The organism is Acidovorax sp. FG27 (assembly GCF_040365715.1).
Classification (GTDB): Bacteria; Pseudomonadota; Gammaproteobacteria; order Burkholderiales; family Burkholderiaceae_C; genus Paracidovorax.
Genome location: NZ_BAABVY010000009.1, coordinates 1,386,613 through 1,409,721, shown reverse-complemented (window position 1 = coordinate 1,409,721; position 23,109 = coordinate 1,386,613). Strand labels below are relative to the sequence as shown.

Genomic DNA, 23,109 nt, shown 5'->3' with positions numbered 1-23,109 from the left:
TGCCGCGCCCCTTAAACTCGGCAGATGCTCCAGCAACGCACGATCAAGACCCTGACCCGCGCCGTCGGCGTGGGCCTGCACAGCGGGCAGCGCGTCGAGTTGACGCTGCGCCCGGCGCAGCCCGACACGGGCATCGTGTTCCGCCGGGTGGACCTGCCCGAGCCGGTGGACATTCCCATCACCGCCGAAGCCGTGGTGGACACGCGCATGGCCTCGACCATCGGCGTGGGCGGTGCCAAGGTGCACACCGTGGAACACCTCATGTCCGCGTGCGCCGGCCTGGGGCTGGACAACCTCTACATCGACATCACCGCCGAGGAAGTGCCCATCCTCGACGGCTCCTCGGCCTCGTTCGTGTTCCTGCTGCAGAGTGCCGGGGTCGAGCTGCAGAACGCGCCCAAGCGCTTCATCCGGGTGAAGCGCCCGGTCGAGATCCGGCAGGGCGAGGGGCCCAGCCTGAAGTGGGCGCGGCTCGATCCGTACCACGGCTTCAAGCTGCGCTTCGAGATCGACTTTGCCCACCCCGCCGTCGACTCGACCGGCCAGAGCGTGGAGTTCGACCTGGGCGCCGGCAGCTACACCCGCGACATCGCCCGCGCCCGCACCTTCGGCTTCACCAAGGACGTGGAGATGATGCGGGCCAGCGGCCTGGCGCTGGGCGGCGGGCTGGACAACGCCATCGTCATGGACGACTACAAGGTGCTGAACGCCGATGGCCTGCGCTACGACGACGAGTTCGTGAAGCACAAGATCCTCGACGCCATCGGCGACCTCTACATCGTGGGCCGGCCGTTGCTGGCGGCCTACAGCGCCTTCCGCTCGGGCCATGCCCTGAACAACCTGCTGCTGCGCGAGCTCCTGGCGCAGGAAGACGCCTGGGAGATCGCCACCTTCCAGAACGAACGCCACGCGCCCGCCGGCTTCCTGCAGCCGGCACGCGCCTGGTAGCCGCGCGGAGCGCTGCGGGCATGCTGCTCTTTCGTTGGGCCATCACGCTGCTGCTGCTCATGGCGGCGGTGTCGTTCCTGTTCTACGTGGGGACCGGCCAGGTGCGCTACCGGCGCTTCGGCCTCGTCATCGTGAAGTGGACGGTGATCGCCGCGCTGTTCTTCTTCGCGGTGCTGTTCATCCAGCGCATTCTCTGAAGCGTGGCCTGCGCGCAGGGCGGCTCGCCATGGGCGGCGCGAGTCCCTATACTCGCCCCTGCTCCGGGGTGCACGTGTGCGTGCTGAGACGGCGGAATCGACCGCCGGAACCGCGAACTTGATCTGGTTAGTACCAGCGTAAGAAGAGCTGCAGTCGACAGGCCCGCGTCACCGCGTGCGCAGGTCGCCGCGTCCTCCGGGGCGATGGCGCCCTGCCGCATCGCGCCTCGGGGGCCGGGCGGCCCATGGCGGAGCACTTTCCCTCCCTTCCACCCATGAGGACCGTGCCGCCATGAATGCTCCCGACAAGTTCGCCCAGCTGCTCGCGCTCACCCGCGAACCCTTTCCCGCTTCGACCAAAGGCTATCTGACGGGCAGCCGCCCGGACGTGCGCGTGCCCGTGCGCGACATCGCGCTCACCAACGGCGAGCAGGTCAGCGTCTACGACACCTCCGGCCCCTACACCGACCCCACGGCGGACATCGACGTGCGCCGGGGCCTCGCCAGCGTGCGCGGCGCCTGGATCGAGGCGCGCGGCGACACCGAGCGCTACGAGGGCCGCAAGCAGCAGGCGCTGGACGACGGCAGCCGCAGCGAGGATGCCGCCCGCCTGGCCGCGCTGCGCGCCGAGGCCGCCGCGCTGCAGCGCCAGCCCCTGCGTGCCCGCAGCGGGGCCTACCACACCGGCAATGTCACGCAGATGCACTACGCCAGGAAGGGCATCGTCACGCCCGAGATGGAATACGTGGCCCTGCGCGAGAACGGCCGCCGCGAGTGGATGGCGCAGTACCAGCGCGACGCGGCGCGCGAGCAGCGCCTGGCCGGCAACCCGATGGGCGCCAGCATCCCGAAGATCATCACGCCCGAGTTCGTGATGGGCGAGGTGGCCCGGGGCCGCGCCATCATCCCGGCCAACATCAACCACCCCGAGGTCGAGCCCATGGCCATCGGGCGCAACTTCAAGGTCAAGATCAACGCCAACATCGGCAACTCGGCCGTCACCTCCAGCATCGAGGAAGAGGTCGAAAAGCTCGTGTGGGCCATCCGCTGGGGCGCGGACAACGTGATGGATCTCTCCACCGGCAAGAACATCCACACCACGCGCGACTGGATCGTGCGCAACAGCCCCGTGCCCATCGGCACCGTGCCGATCTACCAGGCGCTGGAGAAGGTGGGCGGCGTCGCCGAGGACCTCACCTGGGCGATCTTCCGCGACACGCTCGTCGAGCAGGCCGAGCAGGGCGTGGACTACTTCACCATCCACGCGGGCGTGCGGCTGGCCTTCATCCACCTCACGGCCGAACGGCGCACGGGCATCGTCTCGCGCGGCGGCTCCATCATGGCCAAGTGGTGCATGGCGCACCACCGCGAGAGCTTCCTCTACGAACACTTCGAGGACATCTGCGACATCATGAAGCAGTACGACGTGTCCTTCAGCCTCGGCGACGGCCTGCGGCCCGGCTGCGCGTCCGACGCCAACGACGAGGCCCAGTTCGCCGAGCTGCGCACGCTGGGCGAGCTCACGCAGATCGCCTGGAAGCACGACGTGCAGACCATGATCGAAGGCCCCGGCCATGTGCCCCTGCACATGATCCAGGCCAACATGACCGAGCAGCTCAAGACCTGCCACGAGGCGCCGTTCTACACCCTCGGGCCGCTGACCATCGACATCGCCCCCGGCTACGACCACATCGCCAGCGCCATCGGCGCAGCCATGATCGGCTGGATGGGCACGGCCATGCTCTGCTACGTGACGCCCAAGGAGCACCTGGGCCTGCCCGACCGCGACGACGTGAAGCAGGGGATCATCGCGTACAAGATCGCCGCGCACGCGGCCGACGTCGCCAAGGGCCACCCCGGCGCGCGGGCGCGCGACGACGCGCTCAGCCAGGCGCGCTTCGACTTCCGCTGGCAGGACCAGTTCAACCTGGGCCTGGACCCGGACACGGCCAAGCAATACCACGATGAGACCCTGCCCAAGGACTCGGCCAAGGTGGCGCATTTCTGCTCGATGTGCGGGCCGAAGTTCTGCTCGATGAAGATCACGCAGGAGGTGCGCGACTTCGCGGCCCAGGGAATGCAGGGCAAGGCGGCGGAGTTCCGGGGCACGGGCGGCGAGCTGTACGTGCCCATCCAGCCGGTCCGGGCCGAGGCCTGATCGTGCGCAGGCCACCGCCGCCAGGGCCTCGCGGTCCGGAGGCGGTATCCCCCACCAATGTGTTCTCCAAAAACAACGGTTCCAGGTGGTCCGGGGTGACATGGGGGCCGTACAAAGCAGTCACGGCCGCGGCAGGCGCTGGCAAAAAAGAGCAAACAGGGGCTGCCGCACCGTGCCGTCGCGCCTCAATGTGACAAGTTGTTTTCGCCTGTCGGAATGCCTGCCGTGAATGGGGCGAACTCCGCTATCAGGGGCAACCCCCGGATGCCGGACGCTTGGGTAGCATAGAGTTACAGATGCACGCTGGTCACAAGCCGGAGCCGGTGCTATGGCGCGTTAATTGCGTGTCGTCGTGCGAATCGTTTTGCTTGAGGAGCGCCATGAACGCATTGGGTCGTCTGTCCATCCGTACCCGCCTGTATTTCGGTACGGTTTTTTCGCTGCTGCTGCTGGTCGCCATCGGCGCCATGGGATATGGCGCCCTCCATCGCACGCAGGCCACGCTGCAGGAGCTGTTCTCGCAGCGGGTGCAGACGCTCACCGACATGGCCGACCTGCGCACCAGCCTGGGTACGCTGCGCCGCGCTGAAAAAGACATCATCATCAACTTCAACAACTCGGTCGAGGTGTCGGCCCTGCGGGAAGGCTGGGGCAAGACCCTCGCCGGCCTGCGCAAGAGCCTGGCCGACGTGCGCCAGGTGCAGTCCGGCGATGCCGAGTTCGTGGCGGCCATCGACAAGTCGCTGGTGGAGATCAAGCAGTACGAGGACGGCATCTCGCCCGTCTTCGAGCAGATCGAACGCGCCCAGCTCGATGGCGCGGGCGGCGGCGCCTATGCCGACCGTCTGAAGGGCCACATGGAAGCCACCGACCAGCTCTTCGCCTCGCTGGCCGGCACCGCCCGCCAGCGCATGGACGAGGCCCGGCAGGCGCTGGAGGAGCGCACCGCCACCATGGCCGCGCTCATCGCCGGCGCGCTGGCGCTGGGGCTGGCGGTGCTGATTCCGCTCACCTTTTTCAGCGTGCGCTCCATCACCCGTTCGCTGGGCCAGGCCCGCGAGCTGGCCGAGCGCATCGCGGGCGGCGACCTGTCGCGGCAGGTGGAGCCGCTGCAGCAGGACGAAGTCGGGCAGCTGGTGGTCTCCATGGGGCTGATGCAGGAATCGCTGCGCTCGCTGGTGGGCCAGCTGCAGCAGGCGTCCAACAACATCTCCACCGCCAGCACCGAGATCGCGAGCGGCAACCACGACCTCAGCCAGCGCACCGAGCAGACCGCCGCCAACCTGCAGGAGGCCGCTTCGTCGATGGAGCTGCTGACCAGCACGGTGCAGCAGAGCGCGCAGTCCTCGCGCCAGGCGAGCGAATTCGCCGCGTCCGCCGCCGAAGTGGCGGGGCGGGGCGGGTCGGTGGTGTCGCAGGTGGTCAGCACCATGGGCGCCATCGCCGACAGCTCGCGCAAGATCGGCGACATCACGGGCGTGATCGACTCCATCGCCTTCCAGACCAACATCCTGGCGCTGAACGCGGCGGTGGAAGCAGCCCGAGCCGGCGAGCAGGGCCGGGGCTTTGCCGTGGTGGCGAGCGAGGTGCGCTCGCTCGCGCAGCGCTCGGCCGAGGCGGCGCGGGAGATCAAGACGCTGATCGCCGCGTCGGTGGAGCGGGTGGAAAGCGGCTCGCGCCTGGTGGGCGAGGCGGGCGCTACCATGACGGAGATCGTCGGCAGCGTGCGCCGGGTGCACGGCATCATTGCCGAGATCACCGCAGCGTCGTCCGAGCAAAGCGACAACATCGGCCAGATCAGCCAGTCGGTCAGCCAGCTCGACCAGATGACGCAGCAGAACGCCGCGCTGGTGGAGGAATCCACCGCCGCCGCCGAATCGCTGCGCGACCAGGCCCGCAGCCTGACGCACGCCGTGTCACGGTTCCAGCTGGGCGACGCGGCGGCAGCGGCACCAGCCACCGCCGCCGCCGCTGCCACCACGCCCGCCGTGACGCTGGCGCGGCCAGCGGCACTGCAGCGGCTGGCGTCGCGCTGACAACGGGACGGCGGGGCTGCGAGGCGGCGGGGCGGCAGGGCGGGCTGTTCCGACCGCCGGTAGGGACAACGGCTGATGCGCGGACCGCGCGCCACGGCCTACGATGGCGGCTTTGGCCGGGCGCCCGCGCGCGGCGCCTGCCAACCCTACGCCACCCAGCGCACGAGGAGCCGCCCATGCCCCTGTCCACCCACCGAATCGTTCACCGCCTCTCGGCCACCTGCGCGGTGCTGGCCCTGGTGCTGCTGGCCCCCACCGGCGCGCAGGCCCGGCCGGACGACCGCCGGCACGGCCCGGGCGCCCATGGCGGCCCTGCGCACCACCAGCACGGCAAGCCGGGCAAGCCACACAAGGCTGGCAAGAAAGGCCCGCCGCATCGCCACGCCCATGCTGGCGGCCCGCCACCGCATGCGCCGGCCCACGGCCTGCGGCGCGGCGCAGGCCCGCACCACGACTGGTACCGTGGCGGCCGGGTGCCTCCCTCGTACCGCACGCCGCACTATGTGGTGTCCGACTGGCGCGGCCACCACCTGGCCGCCCCGCCCCGGGGCTACCACTGGGTGCAGTACGGCGGCGACTACCTGCTGATCGCCGTGGCCACCGGCGTCATCGCCCAACTGGTGCTGAGCAGCCGCTAGCGTGGCGCGGCGCCAGGCATTCAGCAGCGCCAGCGGCGGCGCCGCGGCCGCCCGTCAGTAGCTGCGCCCGCCCTTGTACATGGCGTGCTGGCGCCGCGCCAGCGTGCCGGCCTCGCCCAGTCGGGCCATGGCGGCGCCCGCGTGGGCGTGGGTGATGGCCATGCCCAGCGCGTCGGCCGCGTCGGTGCCGGGCAGGCCCGGCAGGTGCAGCAGGCGGCGCACCATCTCCTGAACCTGCGACTTGGCGGCGCGGCCATGGCCCACCACGGCTTTCTTCATCTGCAGGGCGGTGTATTCGGCCACCGGCAGGTCGCTTGACACCAGCGCGGTCACGCAGGCGCCACGCGCCTGGCCCAGCAGCAGGCTGGACTGCGGGTTCACGTTGACGAAGATGATCTCCACCGCCGCCATGTCGGGCGCATAGCGCGCCGTCACCTCGGTGATGCCGTCGAACAGCACCTTCAGCCGCCCCGGCAGGTTGCCCAGCGCCAGCGCGGTGGTGCGGATGGTGCCGCTGGCCACGTAGCTGAGCGCGTGGCCGTCCACGTCGATCACCCCGAATCCCGTGGTCTGCAGGCCGGGGTCGATTCCCAGAATTCTCATTTGCTATTGAATTGATAGCTGCTCGCGCTTATAGATTAAGCGCCAGAGGTTGATTTGACTATAAGCCGAAGTACCAGCGCACCGAATGGAAGAACACCGGCGCCGCGAAGCAGAGCGCATCCACCCGGTCCAACAGCCCGCCCGCGCCGGTGACCGACTGGCCCTGCATGCCCCAGCTGGTGATGCCCCGGTCGCGCTTGATGGCCTTCATCACCAGGTGCCCCAGGCTGCCCGCCAGGCACGCCAGCAACGACATGCCCAGCGCCTGCCCCAGCTTGAAGGGCGTGATGAAGGACAGCAGCACGCCGGCCAGCCCGCCGATGGCCACGCCCGCCAGCCAGCTCAGCCACTGGAAGCTCTGGCTCACCTGCGGCGCCACCGGCCGGTGCGGAAAGCGCTGGCCCAGCAGGTGCTGCGCGATCACGCTGGCCTGCACGACCACGACGAGGAAGAAGACGAGGAAGGCGCCCTTGCCCTGGTAGCCGGGAAAGTCGAGCAGCAGCAGCGCGGGCACGTGGCTCATGCCGTAGACGCACACCATGATGCCCCACTGCAGCTTGGCGTTGCGCTCCAGGAAGCGCTGCGGGTCGTTGGCCAGCGCGCTCACGGCCGGCAGCGCCAGGAAGACGTAGACCGGAATGAACACGGTGAACAGGTCGAACTTGCGCAGGCCCACGATGACGAACTGCAGCGGCAGCACCACGAAAAAGGCCAGCACCAGGCTGCGGTGGTCGCCGCGCCGCGTGGGCGACAGCGTGATGAATTCGCGCAGCGCGAAGAACGCCACCAGCGCGAACAGCACCGTCGCCACCGTGTCGCCCAGCGCCCAGCCCACCCAGAAGATGGTGGCCATGAACCACGAGGTCTTGAGCAGGCTCCAGAAGCGCCGCCATTCCTGCTGGTGCGCCTCCTGGCGCGCCTGCTCGGCCGGGTCGCTGGCGCCGCTGCCTTCGCGCAGCGTCTGCACGAAGGCATAGGCCGTCACCAGCGACAGCAGGCCGAAGAGCACGACAAAGAGCGCGCCGATCTGCTGGGTGGTGGAGAGATTGCGCAGGAATTCCATCATTTGGGGTCAGATATCGCGCAGGGCGATGACGGCGCGCCTGGCGCGGTCGAGGAAGGGCCGGCGCTCCTCGCCTGGGGCGAGGGCGATGGGCGCGCCGAACGTCACCGAGCAGAGGATGGGCACCGGCACCACCTCGCCCTTGGGCATGACGCGCTGCACGTTGTTGATCCAGGCCGGCACCAGCACCACCTGCGGGAACATGCGCGCCAGCATGTAGAGGCCCGACTTGAAGGGCTGCGGCTCGTCGCCATGGCCGCGGGTGCCCTCCGGGAAGATCACGATGGAATCGCCGCTGGCGAGCGCCTGCACGAGCGGCGCCAGCGGATCGTCCGCCTGCACGGCGGCGCGCAGGGCCTCGGGCGAGGGCTCGGCCGCCGGGCGGTCCGGCGCCGGATCGGGGCCGCCCGCCGCCGCCAGCTCTGCCTCCGCCGCGGGCGGCGCGGTGTGCGCTGCCGTCGCCGGCATGGCGGGCGACGCGGCGGGCGCCGGGGTGGTGGCCGTGGTGGGTGCGGCCTGCCGGGTCACGTAGACCGCGTTGAATACGGCGGTGGTGATCCACTGCCGAAACGGCGTCTGCGTCCAGTAGTCGCGCGCGGCGATGGGCCGGGTGATGCTGCGCAGCTCGTGGGGCAGCGCCGCCCAGATCATCACCAGGTCGGCATGGCTCTGGTGGTTGGCGAAATAGATGCGTTGTTCGGCCTTGGGCGGGCAGCCGTACCAGCGGGCCTGCGAGCCGGTCAGGAACCGCACCAGCGCCAGCAGGAAAAAGCTCATCAACTTGGACAGCAGCATGCGGCGGATGATACGGGCCCACTCCGGCCACCACCCGGCGCCGGTGCCTGCATGCGGGATGCGTCGCCTGCCGGAAACATTTCAAAGACAAAGTGACTGCTGCGTCACTTTTCAGTATCATGAGTTTCCATGGGGCGGAAACGCGGATCGATCTCATGCAGTAATGCATCGGCAGCTCTAGACTGCGCCCCCATCACCCCTCGGCTGCCCGCTTCTGGCGCGCAGCCGGGTTTTTTCCTTCCCCGGTTTTTTTCGTCCCACCCCACCCCTGCCATACCCCCCATGGGTCCGCCGATCATTGCCTCGCGACGCCGTTTGCTGGCCCGCAGCCTCGCTGTGTCCAGTGCGTTGGCGGGCGCCGGCCTGGTGCCCGTGCACGCCAGGCGTCCGCATCGCAGTGCCGCGTTTCCGTCGCGTCCCATCCGGCTGATCGTGCCTTTCGCGCCGGGCGGCTCCACCGACCTGCTGGCGCGGCTCATCGCCCGGCACCTGTTCGAAGGCACGCGGGCCGCCGGGGGCCACGGCGTGTGGATCGACAACGTGGCGGGCGCGGGCGGCAACACGGGCGCTGCCATGGTGGCGCGCGCGCCGGCCGACGGCCACACGCTGGAGATCGGCGCCATGTCCACGCATGCGATGAATGCGCGGCTCTATCGCGGCCTGCCGTTCGACCCGGTGCACGACTTCGACACCGTCGCCATGCTGGCCTATGCGATCAACGTGATCGCGGTGTCGGCGGACCTGCCGGTGCAGACCTTCCCCGAACTGCTGGCGTATCTGCGCGCCCACCCGGGCCGCGTCAACTACGCCTCGGGCGGCATCGGTACGCACAACCACCTCACCCTGGCGCTGCTGGCCAAGACGCAGCAGCTCGATCTGCTGCACGTGCCCTACCGTGGCGGAGGGCCGGCCGTGGCGGCGCTGCTGCAGGGCGAATGCCAGTTGTTCGCCGGAGGCGCCTCGCTGCTGCTGCCGCACGTGCCCTCGGGCCGGGTGCGGCTGATCGCCGTGACCGAAGGCCAGCGCTCCGAGCTGCTGCCCGACGTGCCCAGCGTGGCCGAGACGCTGCCCGGCTACCAGGTGACCAACTGGTACGGCGTCTTCGCGCCGCGCGGGCTGAACCCGGCCGTGCGCCAGCAGCTCAACCGCGAGATCAACCGGGTGACCGCGTTGCCCGACGTGGCGCGCCACCTGCGCAGCCTGGGGCTGATGACGTCCCAGCTGGACGCCGATCAGGTGCACGCCATCCTGCAGGCCGACCAGCAGCTCTGGGGCGCCACCATCGACGGGCTGGGCATCCATGCCGAATGAGCGCCCGGGTGCCGCCGGGGGCCTTCCTGCCGCAACGGCGGCCCGCGCGCGACCGAGCCGGCCGCTGGTGCGCGAGCGGTGCGGGTTTTCCTCCGGTCTTTCCACGAAAAAGGCGAATTCCGCCTACAAACCCGGCCCGCGACCTCGCGAAAACCTTGTTGTCCACATGCTTTCGCCCTCCGACCCATTGCCCTCGCTTCTGCCTGTCCACGCCCCCCGCAGCACCCTGGTGGTGTACCCCCGGGATGGCCGCCTGAGGGCGAGCCAGCCATGAGCACCGAAGTCCGTTCCGTTCAGCGCGCCCTGCTGATCCTGCGCGTGATGAACGAACGCTCCAACTGGAGCCTGCAGGAGCTGCACCAGCGCACCGGCCTGGCCAAGTCCACGCTGCACCGCCTGCTCAGCACCCTGGAGGCCGAGAAGTACGTGCGCACCGATCCGCACGCCTATGGGCAGTACCAGCTCACCCCCATCGTCGGCAACCTCAGCAGCGGCGTGACCGAGCAGTCGCGGCTGGTGCAGGTGGCCGGGCCGCTGATGATCGCCACCACGCGCGAGATCAAGTGGCCGCTGTCGCTGGGCGTGGTCGACCGCCACCAGATCCGCGTGGTGTTCTGCACCATGCCCTACAGCCCCTACGCGATCCGGCCCTCCAGCGTGGGGCGGCGCTACGAATTCCCCATGTCGGCCCTGGGCCGCATCTACCTGGCGTACTGCGAGCCGGCCGAGCGCCGCATCCTGATCGAGGCGGTGAACCGCCGCGAGGACAACGGACCGCGCTTCACCGACCTGTGGGCCATGCGCGCCATGGTGCGGCAGGCCCGGCGGCTGGGCTATGCCATCCGCTACGCGCAGGACAACTCGGAAACCACCGCCTTCGCCGTGCCGGTGTTCAGCAATGGGCAACTGCGCGGCGCGCTGGTGTATTCCACCTTCGCCGGCCAGATGAGCGAACGCATGCTCGAACGCTTCCTGCCCCTGGTGCGGGCCACGGCCGACCGCATCGGCCAGGCGGCGGGCAGCGAACCGCTGCAGTCGGCGCATGTCACGCCGCCCGTGCCGCCGGTGCAATCCCTCGGCCAGTTCGATCCGCGCGCGGTGATCCCGAGCGCCTGACACAGCCCCAATCCCCCGCCACCGGGACCGGCGCAGGCGCGGCCCGCATGCGGCCCGCATGCGGCGCGCGGCGGCTTGCCGGGCGCCTTCTCAGGGCAGCTCCGCGCTGGCCATGCGCCCCACGATCACCCGGGTGCGGCCGGCCAGGTAGGCCGACTGCGGCGTCTTCTCGAACCGCTTGGGCTGCGGCAGCATCACCGCCAGCCGCGCGGCCTCGCTCGCCGTCAGGCGCGACGCGCTTTTCTTGAAGTAATGCTGCGCGGCGGCTTCGGCGCCGAATATGCCGTCGCCCCATTCCACGCTGTTGAGGTAGATCTCGAGGATGCGCTGCTTGGTGAGCAGGTGCTCCAGCGCCAGCGTGAGCACGAACTCCTGGCCCTTGCGCACCAGCGTGCGCTCGCCCGACAAAAGCAGGTTCTTGGCCAGCTGCTGCGTGATGGTGGAGCCGCCCACGATCCTGGCCGGGCGGGCCGGGCGCGATGGCGCGGCCTCCAGGCGCTGGGCGGCGCGCTCCTGCGCCCGGGCGTTCCTGTCCCAGGCTTTCTCCACCGCTTCCCAGTCCACCCCGTCGTGGTTGACGAAGCCGTCGTCCTCCGACGCGATGACGGCGCGCTTGAGGTGGTCGCCGATGTCCGCATACGGCAGCCACTGCTGGCGCCAGTGCAGGCCCTGCCGCCCGGCCAGCTGGGCCCAGGCTTCCGAGCGCTGGAACGCCGTCGATTCCGGGGCCACCACCCCCATGGCGGCGATGCGGCCGATGAAGAACAGCTGCAGCGCCAGGCCCGCGAGCAGCACCAGGCCGGCCCAGCGGAGCACGGCCTTCATGCTGCGGAACCCGACACGGCCGCGATCGCCGCCGCCATTGCCATCGCCACCGCCGCCATCACTGGCCTGCCGCGATGGCCGCGCGCAGCTCGTTCAGCACGCGGGCCCCATCGGGCCGCACTCCGCGCCAGCACAGGAAGGCCTCGGCCGCCTGCTCCACCAGCATGCCCAGGCCGTCACGCGGCACGGCACCGTGGCTGCGCGCCCAGTCCAGGAACCCCTGCGCGGCGGGGCCGTACATCATGTCGTAAGCCAGGCTGCCGGCGCGCAGCACCTGGGCGCCCACGGGCGGTCCGTCGCCGCCCAGGCTGCTGGCCGTGGCGTTGATGATGACATCGAAATCGGGCTCCAGCGCTTGTACATCCTGGGCCAGTAGCTCTGTTTTTTGTAGCAAATGCGGCAGGGCCTGATGGCGCCGCACCAGCGCCTCGGCGCGGGCCTGGGTGCGGTTGGCCACCACGACGCGGCGCGGCCCCTGCTGCAGCAGCGGCCCCAGCACCCCGGCCGCGGCGCCCCCCGCGCCCACCAGCAGCAAGCTGGCCCCGGCCAGCGCCACGCCGGCATTGCGGGTGATGTCTGCCACCAGGCCCAGGCCATCGGTGTTGTCGGCCAGGGTGGAGCCGTCCGGCTGGAAGGTCAGCGTATTCGCGGCGCCCGCCAGCTGCACCCGCTCGGTGCGCACCGTGGCCCTCTCGGCCGCCTCCAGCTTGAACGGCACCGTCACGTTGCAGCCCCGCCCGCCGCCGACCGCGAAGTCGCGCAGCGCATCGGCAAAACCATCCACCGGCACCAGCCGGCGCTCATAGACGATCCGCTCGCCCGACAGCTCGGCGAAGCGCGCATGGATCCACGGCGAGCGGCTGTGGGCGATGGGGTTGCCCATGACGCAGTAGGCGTCGGGCGGCGTGCGATGGGTCATGTCAATGTCTCAGAGCGATGCATGCAGTCTCCGCGTCGCAGGAAACCGACGCGGCCTCACCCGTCCGATGGCCGCGGAGCAGGCCACGCCAGCAGACGCCGTGGAACTGGCTTTGCCAGGCCACCGGCGTCGTCCCCCTCGAGGGGGAAGGCGCCGCAGGCGACTCAGGGTTTCGGCGCACAGCGGTTGCCTTGAATGCGGCCTCTCAGGTCTGAAGGCCGCGGAGCAGGCCAAGCCAGCGGACGCCGTGGAACTGGCTTTGCCAGGCCACCGGCGTCGTTCCCCTCGAGGGGGAAGGCGCCGCAGGCGACTCAGGGGGTGTTCGTGCCTCACCGCACACTCGTTTCCAGCGTCTGGTCGCGCGTGAACTTGAAGCGCGACACCACGGCGATCTGGTCGGCCTTGGCGCGCATGCCGCTGCTGAACGGGCCGAACGGGCCGGCGGCGCGGGCGATGGCCTCGGCCCGGCGGTCGAGCAGCGGGTTGCCCGAGCCCTGCACGATCTCGGTGGACAGCACGCGGCCGTCATGGTTCACAGTCAGGATCATGGTCAGCTCGCCGTAGAGCTTCCTGCCGCCCTGTTCGGGAAAGTTGTCGGTGCCCTTGTCTTCCACCTTGCGGCGCAGCGCGTCGTAATACACGGCGTACACCTCCTCGCGCGTGGCGGGGCTGATGTAGCGCTTCTTGGGCCGGGCGTTCTCTTCGTTGATGCGCTTTTCGATCTCGGCCAGCATCTTGACCAGCTGGCGGCGCTTTTCCTCCTGGGCCAGCAGCTCGGCGCTCTGGCTGGCCTTGCGCGGGTCGGGCACGGGCAGGGTGGCCAGCTGCTTGCGCAACTGGGCCAGCAGCTGGCTCTGCTGCTCCTGCATGGCGTCCATCTTGCGCTGGGCTTCCTCGAAATCGTCGCCCACGGCCGTGAGCGCGGAATAGGGCAGGGGGCTGGTGGCGCGCCCTTGGGGCCCGTCGCCGCCGCCCGCCAGCGACGACTGGGCGATGGCCTGGGCCTTGTCGGGCCGCTCGTTCGACTGGGCGTTGACCAGGATCACTTCCAGCGGCGTGTCCTGGAACACGCGGTTGAAGGCCTCGGGGTCGACGAAGCGCACCGACAGCAGCGCCGCATGCGCGAGTACCGACACGCCCAGCGCGATCTGCAAGGTGCTGAAGCGGGCAAGGAACGAGGGCGTTTTCACGGCGGCCGATTATCCGTTGGCGTGCGTCGCGACCTGCTCAGTTCGCAGGAGCGGGCGCCTCGGCTTCGTTCACGTCCACCGCGATGGCGATCGGGCCGGCCACGGCCTCGTCGTCGCCTTCGTCCTCCGGCTCGGGCAGCGGGCCGTCGTCGCTGGCATCAAACGGGTCGTCCAGGCGCGCCAGCAGGGTGCCGTTCACGTCGAGCGTGATGTCGTCGATCTCGCCCAGCTTCACACGCACGCGGGCGCCGCGCGGCAGGCCCTGCGCGCCCAGCACCGGCAGCACCAGCGGCAACTCGTCGGCCCGCACCAGGAAGCTGCCGCCCGGGCCCTCCTTGAACACGGTGGCGTCGATCTCGGTGATGCCGTTCTGGCGCAGGTACTGCAGCGTCCAGAAGCGCTCCATGCCGGCCTGGTAGCCGTTGTAGGCGCTGTAGGCCGCGTCGAAGCTGCTGATGATCGAGAAGAGGTCGGCGTCCTTGGGCTTGAAGGGCGCGGCCAGCGCCGCCGTCTTGCCGTGGCGCACGCAGGCGATGATCTGCCACTGGTTGACCAGATCGACGTAGCGGCGCAGCGGCGACGTCGCCCAGGCATAGCTCTTCACGCCGATGCCCGCATGGGGCAGGGCCTTGGTGCCCATGCGCACCTTCATGCCGGGCGCGAGGCTCGCCTGGCTGCGGTAGATGCCGGGCACGCCGTGCTCGGCCAGCAGGCCGCCCCAGGTGCTGTTGGCCACGATGGCGGCCTCGGCCACGATCAAATCCAGCGGCGCACCGCGCCGGCGGGTGGTGATGCCGACCGTTTCGCTGCCCGTCGGCTCCGCGCCGTTGTTCCCGGAAAGCCGGAAGTTGTAGTCCGGCCGGTTGAAGGTCTCCGGCTTGCCGCGCACCACCTCGCGCTGGGCCTTGAGCTTTTGCGCCAGGCGATACAAAAATGATAGCTGCTCGCGCAGGTCCAGCAAGCGCTGGGGCGTGTTTTCGACCTGAATCGACGGGTCGGCCAGCCAGGCCTCGGTGACGATGTGGTCGAGCTGGTCGTGGCGCAGGTTCACGGCCACAGGCACGCGTTCGAGCTTGGTCTCGGTGCCGGTGATCTCCAGCGTGGCCTCGTCGATGGTCACGTAGAGCGACACGGCCGGGTTGGCGCGGCCTTCGTCCAGCGTGTAGATCTGCACCACCTCGTCCGGCAGCATGGTGATCTTGTAGCCCGGCATGTAGACAGTGGAGAGGCGGTTGCGCCCCAGCTGGTCGATGGGCGAGCCCGGCGCGATGGCCAGGCCCGGCGCCGCGATGTGGATGCCCAGCGTGACGGTGCCCGTGCCCAGGCCCTGCACCGACAGCGCATCGTCGATCTCGGTGGTCTGCGAATCGTCGATGGAGTAGGCCTCGACCGGCGCCAGCGGCAGATCGGCCGGCGGCTGCGGCGCGGTGACGGCCGGGAACGCCGTGCCCTTGGGGAAGTTGTCGAAGAGGAATCGCTTCCAGTGGAACTGGTAGGGCGAATCGATGGCGCCGGCCTGCGTCAGCAGATCGAGCGGCGCCTTGTGCGTGGCGCGGCTGGCCTCCACCACCGCCTTGTATTCGGGCGCGTTCTTGTCGGGGCGGAACAGGATCTTGTAGAGCTGCTCGCGGATCGGCTGCGGGCACTCGCCCCGGCCCAGCTGCTCGGCCCAGGCGGCGATCTGCTCCTGGATCAGGCGCTTTTTTTCGATGCCGGCCAGCGCCTGCTGCAGGATCTCGGCGGGCGCCTTCTTGAAGCGGCCCTTGCCGGCGCGGCGGAAGTAGTGCGGGGCCTCGTACAGGGCAAACAGCGCGCCGGCCTGCTCGGCCAGCGTGGCGTTGGCGGAAAAGTAATCGCGCGCCAGGTCGGCGAAGCCGAATTCGTCTTCCGGGGCGAACTCCCAGGCCAGCGGCAGCTCGATGGTGGCGGCCACGGCCTGGGCCTCGCGCACCAGGTCGGCCGGGGCGGGCTTCTCGAACTTCAGCAGGATGTGGGCGGCCTTGACCTTGACCCGTTTGCCCGAATCGAGCTCGACTTGGGCCGAGCTTTCGGCCTCGGACAGGATGCGGCCGGCGAGGAATTTGCCGGCTTCTTCAAACAATGCGTGCATGGCGGGGATTGTCCCATGGGGCGCCGCCCCGGCCGGCCGCGCCTATCATCTGGGCCCTTGCGCCCCATCACGCTTCGTTGGCGCTTCGTTTGCGCCTCGCCCCCATCCCCCCTCCAATGCCCCTGCCGACATCGATCGCGTCGCTGCTGGCCGTGCTGGCCATCGCGCTGCCCTTCCTTTTCGCGTGGACCCAGGCGCCGCTCTCCAACTTCTGGCCGCTCATGGCGACGGCCACCTGCGCCTGGGTGCTGGCCGTCATCGCCTGGGCCCGCTGCGGCCGGCCCGGCCCGCGCCATGCCGCCGGCGGCACGCCGCACGAGCACCTGGTGCGGCTGCTGGCGGGTGGCCTGGTGCTGGCCGGCACGGTGGCGGCGGTCATCGGGCTGGTGCAGTTCTTCCAGGGCGACGTGGGCTGGTCGCCCTGGGTGTTCGCCGCCACGCCCGGCCAGGCCCCGGGCAACCTGCGCCAGCGCAACCAGCAGGCCACGCTGCTGATGATGGGCCTCTGGGCGCTGCTCTGGTGGCGTGCTCGGCAACCCGCAGGCGGCGATGGGCACAGGGATGGGCACGGCAATCGGCGCGGCGACTGGCGCGGCGTGCTGGCCATGGTGGCCGGCGGGCTGATGGCGGTATCGGCCGCCGCCACGGCCTCGCGCACCGGCGCGCTGGAGTGGTTCGTGCTCGGCATGCTGGTCCTCTGCTGGCGCCGCAGCCTGGGCGCGCGCGCCCTGGGCTGGGCGGCGGGGGCCCTGCTGGCCTACGCCGCCGCCTGCGCGGCGCTGCCCCTGCTGCTGCACTGGTGGACGGGGCTGGAGACGAACAGCCTCTTTGCGCGCGTGACGGGCGAGATGCCCCTGTGCGCCAGCCGCCGGTCGCTCTGGTCCAACATGCTGCACCTCATAGCCCTGCGGCCCTGGACCGGCTGGGGCTGGGGCGACCTGGGCTACGCGCACTACGTCACCCTCTTTCCCGGCGAGCGCTTCTGCGCGCTGCTGGACAACGCGCACAACCTGCCCCTGCACCTGGCCGTGGAGCTGGGCCTGCCGGCCGCGCTGCTGCTGTGCGGGCTGGCGCTTTTCGCCACGCTGCGCGCCCGGCCCTGGGCCGAGGCGCGGCCCGCCCGCCAGCTGGCCTGGGGCGTGCTGGCCCTGATCGGCCTGCACAGCCTGCTCGAATTCCCGCTCTGGTACGGCCCCTTCCAGCTGGCGGCCGGGCTGGCCGTGCTGCTGCTGTGCCCCTGGCCTGGCGCTGCCGCACGGGCGCGCCACGCCGCGTGGTGGCGGGCGGGCGGCGCCGTGCTGGGCGCCGGGGCGCTGGCGCTGGGCGCCTGGGTGGCGATCGACTACGTGCGCGTCAGCCAGCTCTACCGCCCGGCGGCCGACCGGCTGGCCACCTACCGCGACGACACGGCCGCGCTGGTGGCCCGGCAGGTCACCTTCTTCAAGGGCACGGCGGAATTCGCCGCGCTCACCACCACCGAGGTCAACGCCCGCAATGCCGCGCAGCTCAACCCCTTGGCCCGGCGCCTGCTGCACTACTCGCCCGAGCCCCGCGTGATCGAGCCGCTGATCGCCAGCGCCCGGCTGCTCGATCTGCCGGCGGAGGTGGCCTTCCACACCGAACGCTACCGCGCCGCCTATCCGCAGGACTTCGCCCGCTGGCAGCAGGCGCGCGCGGCAGCGGCGGCGTCCACCCCGGTGGCATCCTCGGCATCGGCCACGAAGAAGCCGCTCAGGTGAGCGGCGCGGCCCCTTAGAACGTGTTGACGATTTCCCAGGGGTCGCGCAGCGGTGTGGGCGGGTGGGCTGCAAGGCGCGGTGCGCAGTGAATAGCTTGGGCTATTCACAAGCGCCGAAACGCCGCAGAGCGCCCGCCCACACCGCTGCCCTTCGGGTTGGAGCGAAATCGGGCCATGGCAACGAGTTTTGACGCCCCGGCTGCTTGCATGGGCACGGGCCCATGCGGCGCATCCGCAGCATCCACTCATCCCGATTGCACTCCAACGCGATCCCCTGCGAGATCGTCAACACGTTCTTAGGCGAGGCCCAGGAACCGGTCGATGTCGTTCAGGTAGGCAGCGAACGCGCTCAGGGCGTGGTCGCCGCCTTCCAGCAGGCGCAGGTCCGCCTCGGGGTAGCGGGCCGCCATCTCGCGCCAGTCCAGCAGCTCGTCGCCCTTGGCGATGATCGCCAGCTGCGGCGCCGGGGCCGGTTGGCCACTCACGTCCAGCGCGCGCAGCTCGTCGATGTATTCGGGGCGGAAGTAGAACGATTCGGCCGGGTCGTGCCAGGCGGTCTGCTGGCCGATGTAGCGCTCCAGGTCGCGGGCGGGGTGCACGGCCGGGTTCAGCAGCACGCTGGGGCACGCGCACTGCTGCGCCACCCAGCTGGCATAAAAGCCCCCCAGCGACGAGCCCACCACGGCCATGCTGCTCCTTGGCCAGTCGGCCACACCCTGCGCCACCAGCGCCATGGCTTCGCGCGGCGAGGGCGGCAGCTGCGGACACCATAGGTGCACGCCGGGGTGGTGGCGCGCCACGTGCTGCGCCATCTGCCGCGCCTTGGCGGACCGAGGCGACGAGCGAAAGCCGTGCAGGTAGAGCAGGTGGGTGGTGCGGGGCATGGCGGCGAACGGTTCGGACGAGGGCTGGCCGGATTGTGCCTTTCACCCTGGGGAACCTCTGCACGAATCACCGCGCCGTGTGCATCTGCGGATTCGGGCAGTCTGCGGCGTTGCAAATCCTCGCCATAGCCCCGCTATGGCTGCGGTTTGCGCCTTGCAGCCCCTCCCGATCCGCAGCCCCCACTTTCCGCTCGATGCGTGCAGAGCTCCCCTGGGGCGGCCGCCCGCCTGCCGCGCCGATAATCGCGCCCCATGTCCGCCGTCTTCGACAAACCTTCCCTGCTGCAGCGTGTGCTGCCTCTCTTTCGCGGATTCGACTGGATTCTCATCGGCCTGCTGCTGGTGCTGGCGTCCATCGGCCTGGTGGCGATGTATTCCTCCGGCTACGACCACGGCACCCGGTTCTACGACCATGGCCGCAACATGCTGCTGGCGGCCGGCATCCTGTTCGTGGTGTCGCAGGTGCCGCCGCAGCGGCTGATGATGCTGGCCCTGCCGCTCTATGCGGCGGGCGTGGCGCTGCTGGTGGCGGTGGCGCTCTTCGGCATCACCAAGAAGGGCGCCCAGCGCTGGGTGAACCTGGGCATCGTGATCCAGCCCAGCGAGATATTGAAGATCGCCATGCCGCTGATGCTGGCCTGGTGGTTCCAGAAGCGCGAAGGCCAGCTGCGGGCGCTGGACTTCATGGTGGCAGGCGCGTTGCTGGCCGTGCCGGTGGGCCTCATCATGAAGCAGCCCGACCTGGGCACCTCGCTGCTGGTGCTCGCGGCTGGGCTCTCGGTGATCTTCTTCGCCGGCCTGCCCTGGAAGCTGGTGGTGCCGCCCGTGGTGCTGGGCGGCATCGGCATTCTGCTGATCGTTTGGTTCGAGCCGCAGCTGTGCGCCGACGGCGTGCGCTGGCCGGTGCTGCACGACTACCAGCAGCAGCGCATCTGCACCTTGCTGGACCCGACGCGCGACCCGCTGGGCAAGGGCTTCCACATCATCCAGGGGATGATCGCCATCGGCTCCGGGGGCTTCTGGGGCAAGGGTTTCATGGCCGGCACCCAGACGCACCTGGAGTTCATTCCCGAGCGCACCACCGACTTCATCTTCGCCGCCTATTCCGAGGAATTCGGGCTGGCGGGCAACCTGCTGCTGATCGTCTGCTTCCTGCTGCTGGTGTGGCGCGGCCTGGCCATCGCCATGGGAGCCACCACGCTCTTCGGCCGGCTGATGGCGGGGGCGGTCTCGATGATCTTCTTCACCTATGCCTTCGTGAACATGGGCATGGTGAGCGGCATCCTGCCCGTGGTGGGGGTGCCGCTGCCCTTCGTGAGCTACGGCGGCACGGCCATGGTGACGCTGGGGCTGGCGCTGGGGGTGCTGATGTCCATCGCCCGGGCGCAGCGCCAGCCGCTGGCCGAGCGGGGCGGGGTGTGACCAGGGCCCGCCCAGGCCGACGCATTGGCGGTCAGCCCGCCCGCAGGCAAGCCTCCACCGCGCGCCCGACCTGCAGCACCCGCGCATCGGCGCCGTGCAGCCCGCCTACCGACAGGCCTACAGGCAGCCCGCCCGCCGGCTGGCAGGGCAGGCTGAGCGCGCAGCCGTCGAGGAAGTTCAGCACCGACGGATTGCGCAGCACCTTGGCGTTGGTGGCGAAGAAGCGGTCGTCGTCTGTGGCCACGTCCTGCAGCAGCGGCGCCAGCACGGCCACCGTGGGCATCAGCCAGGCATCCAGCCCCTGCAGACGGTCCCGCGCCGTGGCCTGCAGCCGTGCGCGGGCGTCCAGCAGGTCGATGTAGTCGGCCGCCGAGATGGCCGCGCCGCGCCGGGTGCGCTGGGCCACTCGCGGGTCGTAGCGGGCGGCCTGCGCCGGGTCTTGCAGCCGGTCGCGGTGCACGTGCCAGGCTTCGGCGGTGACCAGGCCGCCGGCGGCGTTGATGCCGGGCAGTTCCAGCAATTCGGCGAAACCGAAGCGCACGATCTGCGCGCCGGCGGCCGACAGCCGCGCCAGCGCCTGGTCGAAGGCCTGCGCGATGGCGCCGTCCAGGCCGTCCAGCACGAAATCCTCCGTCACCCCCAGCCGCAGGCCGGCGAGCGGTGGCGCGGCGGTGTCCAGCGTCTCGCCGCTCAGCACGGCATCCAGGATCGCGCAGCAGTCCACGCTGCGGGCCAGCGGCCCGACCGAATCGAGGCTGCGCGAGAGCGGATAGGCGCCCGCGAGCGGCACGCGGCGGGCCGTGGGCTTGAAGCCGGTCAGCCCGCAGAACGCCGACGGAATGCGGATGGAGCCGCCCGTGTCGGTGCCCAGGGCCGCGTCGGCCAGCCCCAGCGCCACCGTCACGGCCGCGCCGGACGACGAGCCGCCGGTGATGCGCGCCGCGTCGTGCGGGTGGGCCGGGTGGCCGTGGTGCGGGTTCAGGCCCAGGCCGGAGAAGGCGAACTCGCTCATGTTGGTGCGCCCCAGCAGCACGGCCCCCGCCGCGCGCAGCCGGGCCACGGCGGCGGCGTCGGCCAGCGCCGGCTGCGTTCCGGGCACTGCGCCGGCGTCGGCCAGCGCCGGCTGCGTTCCGGGCACTGCGCCGGCGGATCCGGCCTGCGTGGCCTGGCCCTGCACGTCGAACAGGTCCTTGATCGACACCGGCAGCCCTGCCAGCGGCGAAGGCACCTGGCCGGCGGCGCGGCGCCGGTCGCTGTCCCGGGCGGCCTGCAGGGCGGCGCTGGCATCGACCGTGCCGACATAGGCATGGCCGCCGCCGGCCTGGTGCGCGGCGATGCGCGCGAGCGCATCGGCCACCAGCCGCTCGCTGGTGGTGGCGCCGCGTGCCAGGGCGTCGGCCCGTTCGCGCAGGGTGGGGTGGCGGGTGAAGTCGGCGCTGGCGCCGGAAGGGGTGGTGGGGTGCGGCATGGCGTGGAATATCACACAGACTCACATCGACGCTGCCGCCCTGCTGCGCCATCGTGCAGGCTCCGCGGATGGCCGTGCTGGTGGCCGGGCTGCTGCGGCGCGCCCGGGCCGGCCGGGCCCGGGGCTTCTAGAATCCCGGCATGATCTCCCGCGAACCCACCATCGAACGCCTGTCCATCGCCCGCCAGCTGCTGCTGGAGCCCTTCGGGCTGGACGAAACCCACCTGGCGCGCGCGCTCGCCGAGATCCGCGCCCACCGCGTGGACGATGCCGACCTGTACTTCCAGTACACGCGCAGCGAGGGCTGGAGCCTGGAGGAAGGCATCGTCAAGACGGGCTCCTTCAGCATCGACCAGGGCGTGGGCGTGCGGGCGGTGAGCGGCGAGAAGACGGCCTTCGCCTATTCCGACGACATCTCCGAGGCCTCGCTGCTGGACGCGGCCCGCACCGTGCGGTCGATTTCGTCGGTGGCGCAGGCGGGACGGGTCAAGGTTGCTCCTCAAACCATAGCAAAGAGCCGGTCGCTCTATGCCGGCATCGACCCCATCGCGTCGATGGACAGCACGGCGAAGGTGGCGCTGCTGGAAAAGGCCGAGCAGCAGGCCCGTGCCAAGGACCCGCGCGTGGCGCAGGTGATGGCGGGCCTGGCCAGCGAATACGACGTGGTGCTGGTGGCCCGCGCCGACGGCACGCTGGCGGCCGACGTGCGCCCGATGGTGCGCCTCTCGATCACGGTGATCGCCGAGCAGAACGGCCGCCGCGAGGTGGGCTCGGCCGGTGGCGGCGGGCGCTTCGGCCTGGCCTATTTCGACGACGCGCAGATCACCCGGTACGTGGACGACGCGGTCAACGCCGCGCTGGTCAACCTGGAGTCGCGCCCCGCCCCGGCGGGCGAGATGACCGTGGTGCTGGGCCCCGGCTGGCCCGGCGTGCTGCTGCACGAAGCCATCGGCCATGGGCTGGAAGGCGACTTCAACCGCAAGGGCTCGAGCGCCTTCAGCGGCCGCATCGGCGAGCGCGTGGCGGCCAAGGGCGTCACGGTGCTGGACGACGGCACCATCACCGACCGCCGCGGCTCGCTCAACGTGGACGACGAAGGCCACGCCAGCCAGCGCAACGTGCTGATCGAGGACGGCATCCTGAAGGGCTACATCCAGGACGCCATGAACGCCCGCCTGATGGGCGTGGCGCCCACCGGCAACGGCCGCCGCGAGAGCTACGCGCACATCCCCATGCCGCGCATGACCAACACCTACATGCTGGGCGGCGACAAGGATCCGGCAGAGATCGTGGCCAGCATCAAGCGCGGCCTCTATGCCACCAACTTCGGCGGCGGCCAGGTGGACATCACCAGCGGCAAGTTCGTGTTCTCGGCCAGCGAGGCCTTCTGGGTCGAGGACGGCAAGATCCTCTACCCGGTCAAGGGCGCCACCATCGTGGGCAGCGGGCCGGAGTCGCTCAAGAAGGTGAAGCTGATCGGCCACGACATGGCGCTCGACAGCGGCGTCGGCACCTGCGGCAAGGAAGGCCAGAGCGTGCCCGTCGGCGTGGGACAGCCCACGCTGCGCATCGACGGACTGACGGTGGGCGGCACGGCCTGACGCGGCGCCCGATACCGGCCGGCGCGACGGCCCTTTAGCGAAAAAAAGCCCGGCGGTTTTCTACCGCCGGGCTTTTTTGGGTTTCAG

Annotated in this window: 19 protein-coding genes and 1 riboswitch; of the genes, 10 read left to right on the top strand and 9 right to left on the bottom strand. The window is 70.4% G+C overall.

Annotated elements, in window-relative coordinates; all coding sequences use genetic code 11:
* Positions 1-24: 24 nt before the first annotated feature.
* The 5 genes from lpxC to ABWV53_RS13320 all read left to right on the top strand — a co-directional run bounded on the left by lpxC (position 25) and on the right by ABWV53_RS13320 (position 5,977).
* Positions 25-948 (top strand): UDP-3-O-acyl-N-acetylglucosamine deacetylase, encoded by a 924-nt coding sequence (lpxC, locus tag ABWV53_RS13340; protein WP_353366574.1) that lies wholly within the window; start codon positions 25-27, stop codon positions 946-948.
* Between the two features lie 20 nt (positions 949-968).
* Entirely contained in the window at positions 969-1,145 is a 177-nt protein-coding gene (locus ABWV53_RS13335) for a hypothetical protein (protein WP_353366573.1), read from the top strand.
* A gap of 54 nt (positions 1,146-1,199) precedes the next feature.
* Positions 1,200-1,307: riboswitch (TPP riboswitch) on the top strand.
* A 130-nt stretch (positions 1,308-1,437) separates the two neighbouring features.
* A complete protein-coding gene (thiC, locus tag ABWV53_RS13330) occupies positions 1,438-3,303 on the top strand; it encodes a phosphomethylpyrimidine synthase ThiC (protein WP_353366572.1) in 1,866 nt (621 codons plus the stop codon).
* 380 nt (positions 3,304-3,683) lie between these two features.
* A complete protein-coding gene (locus ABWV53_RS13325; RefSeq protein ID WP_353366571.1) occupies positions 3,684-5,339 on the top strand; it encodes a methyl-accepting chemotaxis protein in 1,656 nt (551 codons plus the stop codon).
* Between the two features lie 176 nt (positions 5,340-5,515).
* Complete coding sequence (locus ABWV53_RS13320) at positions 5,516-5,977, top strand: RcnB family protein (RefSeq protein WP_353366570.1); 462 nt, start codon at positions 5,516-5,518, stop codon at positions 5,975-5,977.
* Positions 5,978-6,031: 54 nt separating this feature from the next.
* On the opposite strand, the gene ruvC is transcribed toward ABWV53_RS13320, so the two are convergent.
* The 3 genes from ruvC to ABWV53_RS13305 are packed head-to-tail and all read right to left on the bottom strand — an operon-like array spanning position 6,032 to position 8,435.
* Positions 6,032-6,580, bottom strand: coding sequence for a crossover junction endodeoxyribonuclease RuvC (gene ruvC, locus ABWV53_RS13315; protein ID WP_353366569.1), 549 nt, complete (start codon positions 6,578-6,580; stop codon positions 6,032-6,034).
* A gap of 58 nt (positions 6,581-6,638) precedes the next feature.
* Entirely contained in the window at positions 6,639-7,646 is a 1,008-nt protein-coding gene (locus ABWV53_RS13310; RefSeq protein WP_353366568.1) for a phosphatidate cytidylyltransferase, read from the bottom strand.
* 6 nt (positions 7,647-7,652) lie between these two features.
* Entirely contained in the window at positions 7,653-8,435 is a 783-nt protein-coding gene (locus tag ABWV53_RS13305) for a lysophospholipid acyltransferase family protein (protein ID WP_353366722.1), read from the bottom strand.
* Between the two features lie 339 nt (positions 8,436-8,774).
* Here ABWV53_RS13305 and ABWV53_RS13300 point away from each other — a divergent pair, with 339 nt between their 5' ends.
* Together ABWV53_RS13300 and ABWV53_RS13295 are read left to right on the top strand one after the other, a co-directional pair.
* The gene (locus ABWV53_RS13300) at positions 8,775-9,749 is read left to right on the top strand and encodes a Bug family tripartite tricarboxylate transporter substrate binding protein (protein WP_353366567.1); all 975 of its coding nucleotides are present in this window, start codon (positions 8,775-8,777) and stop codon (positions 9,747-9,749) included.
* 270 nt (positions 9,750-10,019) lie between these two features.
* Complete coding sequence (locus ABWV53_RS13295) at positions 10,020-10,865, top strand: IclR family transcriptional regulator (protein WP_353366566.1); 846 nt, start codon at positions 10,020-10,022, stop codon at positions 10,863-10,865.
* 90 nt (positions 10,866-10,955) lie between these two features.
* Here the strand turns inward: ABWV53_RS13295 and mtgA are convergent, their stop codons facing one another.
* The 4 genes from mtgA to ABWV53_RS13275 all read right to left on the bottom strand — a co-directional run bounded on the left by mtgA (position 10,956) and on the right by ABWV53_RS13275 (position 15,909).
* Positions 10,956-11,690, bottom strand: a complete 735-nt coding sequence (mtgA, locus tag ABWV53_RS13290; RefSeq protein WP_353366565.1) for a monofunctional biosynthetic peptidoglycan transglycosylase — start codon at positions 11,688-11,690, stop codon at positions 10,956-10,958.
* A gap of 58 nt (positions 11,691-11,748) precedes the next feature.
* Complete coding sequence (gene aroE / locus ABWV53_RS13285) at positions 11,749-12,609, bottom strand: shikimate dehydrogenase (protein ID WP_353366564.1); 861 nt, start codon at positions 12,607-12,609, stop codon at positions 11,749-11,751.
* Between the two features lie 329 nt (positions 12,610-12,938).
* The gene (locus tag ABWV53_RS13280) at positions 12,939-13,799 is read right to left on the bottom strand and encodes a TonB family protein (RefSeq protein WP_353366563.1); all 861 of its coding nucleotides are present in this window, start codon (positions 13,797-13,799) and stop codon (positions 12,939-12,941) included.
* A gap of 37 nt (positions 13,800-13,836) precedes the next feature.
* Positions 13,837-15,909 (bottom strand): ribonuclease catalytic domain-containing protein, encoded by a 2,073-nt coding sequence (locus ABWV53_RS13275; RefSeq protein ID WP_353366562.1) that lies wholly within the window; start codon positions 15,907-15,909, stop codon positions 13,837-13,839.
* Between the two features lie 116 nt (positions 15,910-16,025).
* On the opposite strand from ABWV53_RS13275, the gene ABWV53_RS13270 reads away from it, so the two are divergent.
* Positions 16,026-17,648, top strand: coding sequence for a Wzy polymerase domain-containing protein (locus ABWV53_RS13270; protein WP_353366561.1), 1,623 nt, complete (start codon positions 16,026-16,028; stop codon positions 17,646-17,648).
* Between the two features lie 295 nt (positions 17,649-17,943).
* On the opposite strand, the gene ABWV53_RS13265 is transcribed toward ABWV53_RS13270, so the two are convergent.
* On the bottom strand, positions 17,944-18,531 hold the full coding sequence (locus ABWV53_RS13265; RefSeq protein WP_353366560.1) for a YqiA/YcfP family alpha/beta fold hydrolase: 588 nt from the start codon (positions 18,529-18,531) through the stop codon (positions 17,944-17,946).
* 252 nt (positions 18,532-18,783) lie between these two features.
* Here ABWV53_RS13265 and rodA point away from each other — a divergent pair, with 252 nt between their 5' ends.
* The gene (rodA, locus tag ABWV53_RS13260) at positions 18,784-19,953 is read left to right on the top strand and encodes a rod shape-determining protein RodA (RefSeq protein WP_353366559.1); all 1,170 of its coding nucleotides are present in this window, start codon (positions 18,784-18,786) and stop codon (positions 19,951-19,953) included.
* Positions 19,954-19,984: 31 nt separating this feature from the next.
* Here the strand turns inward: rodA and ABWV53_RS13255 are convergent, their stop codons facing one another.
* Entirely contained in the window at positions 19,985-21,421 is a 1,437-nt protein-coding gene (locus tag ABWV53_RS13255) for an amidase (RefSeq protein ID WP_353366558.1), read from the bottom strand.
* Positions 21,422-21,561: 140 nt separating this feature from the next.
* Between ABWV53_RS13255 and tldD the strand changes: the two genes are divergently transcribed.
* Entirely contained in the window at positions 21,562-23,022 is a 1,461-nt protein-coding gene (tldD, locus tag ABWV53_RS13250) for a metalloprotease TldD (RefSeq protein ID WP_353366557.1), read from the top strand.
* Positions 23,023-23,109: the final 87 nt, after the last annotated feature.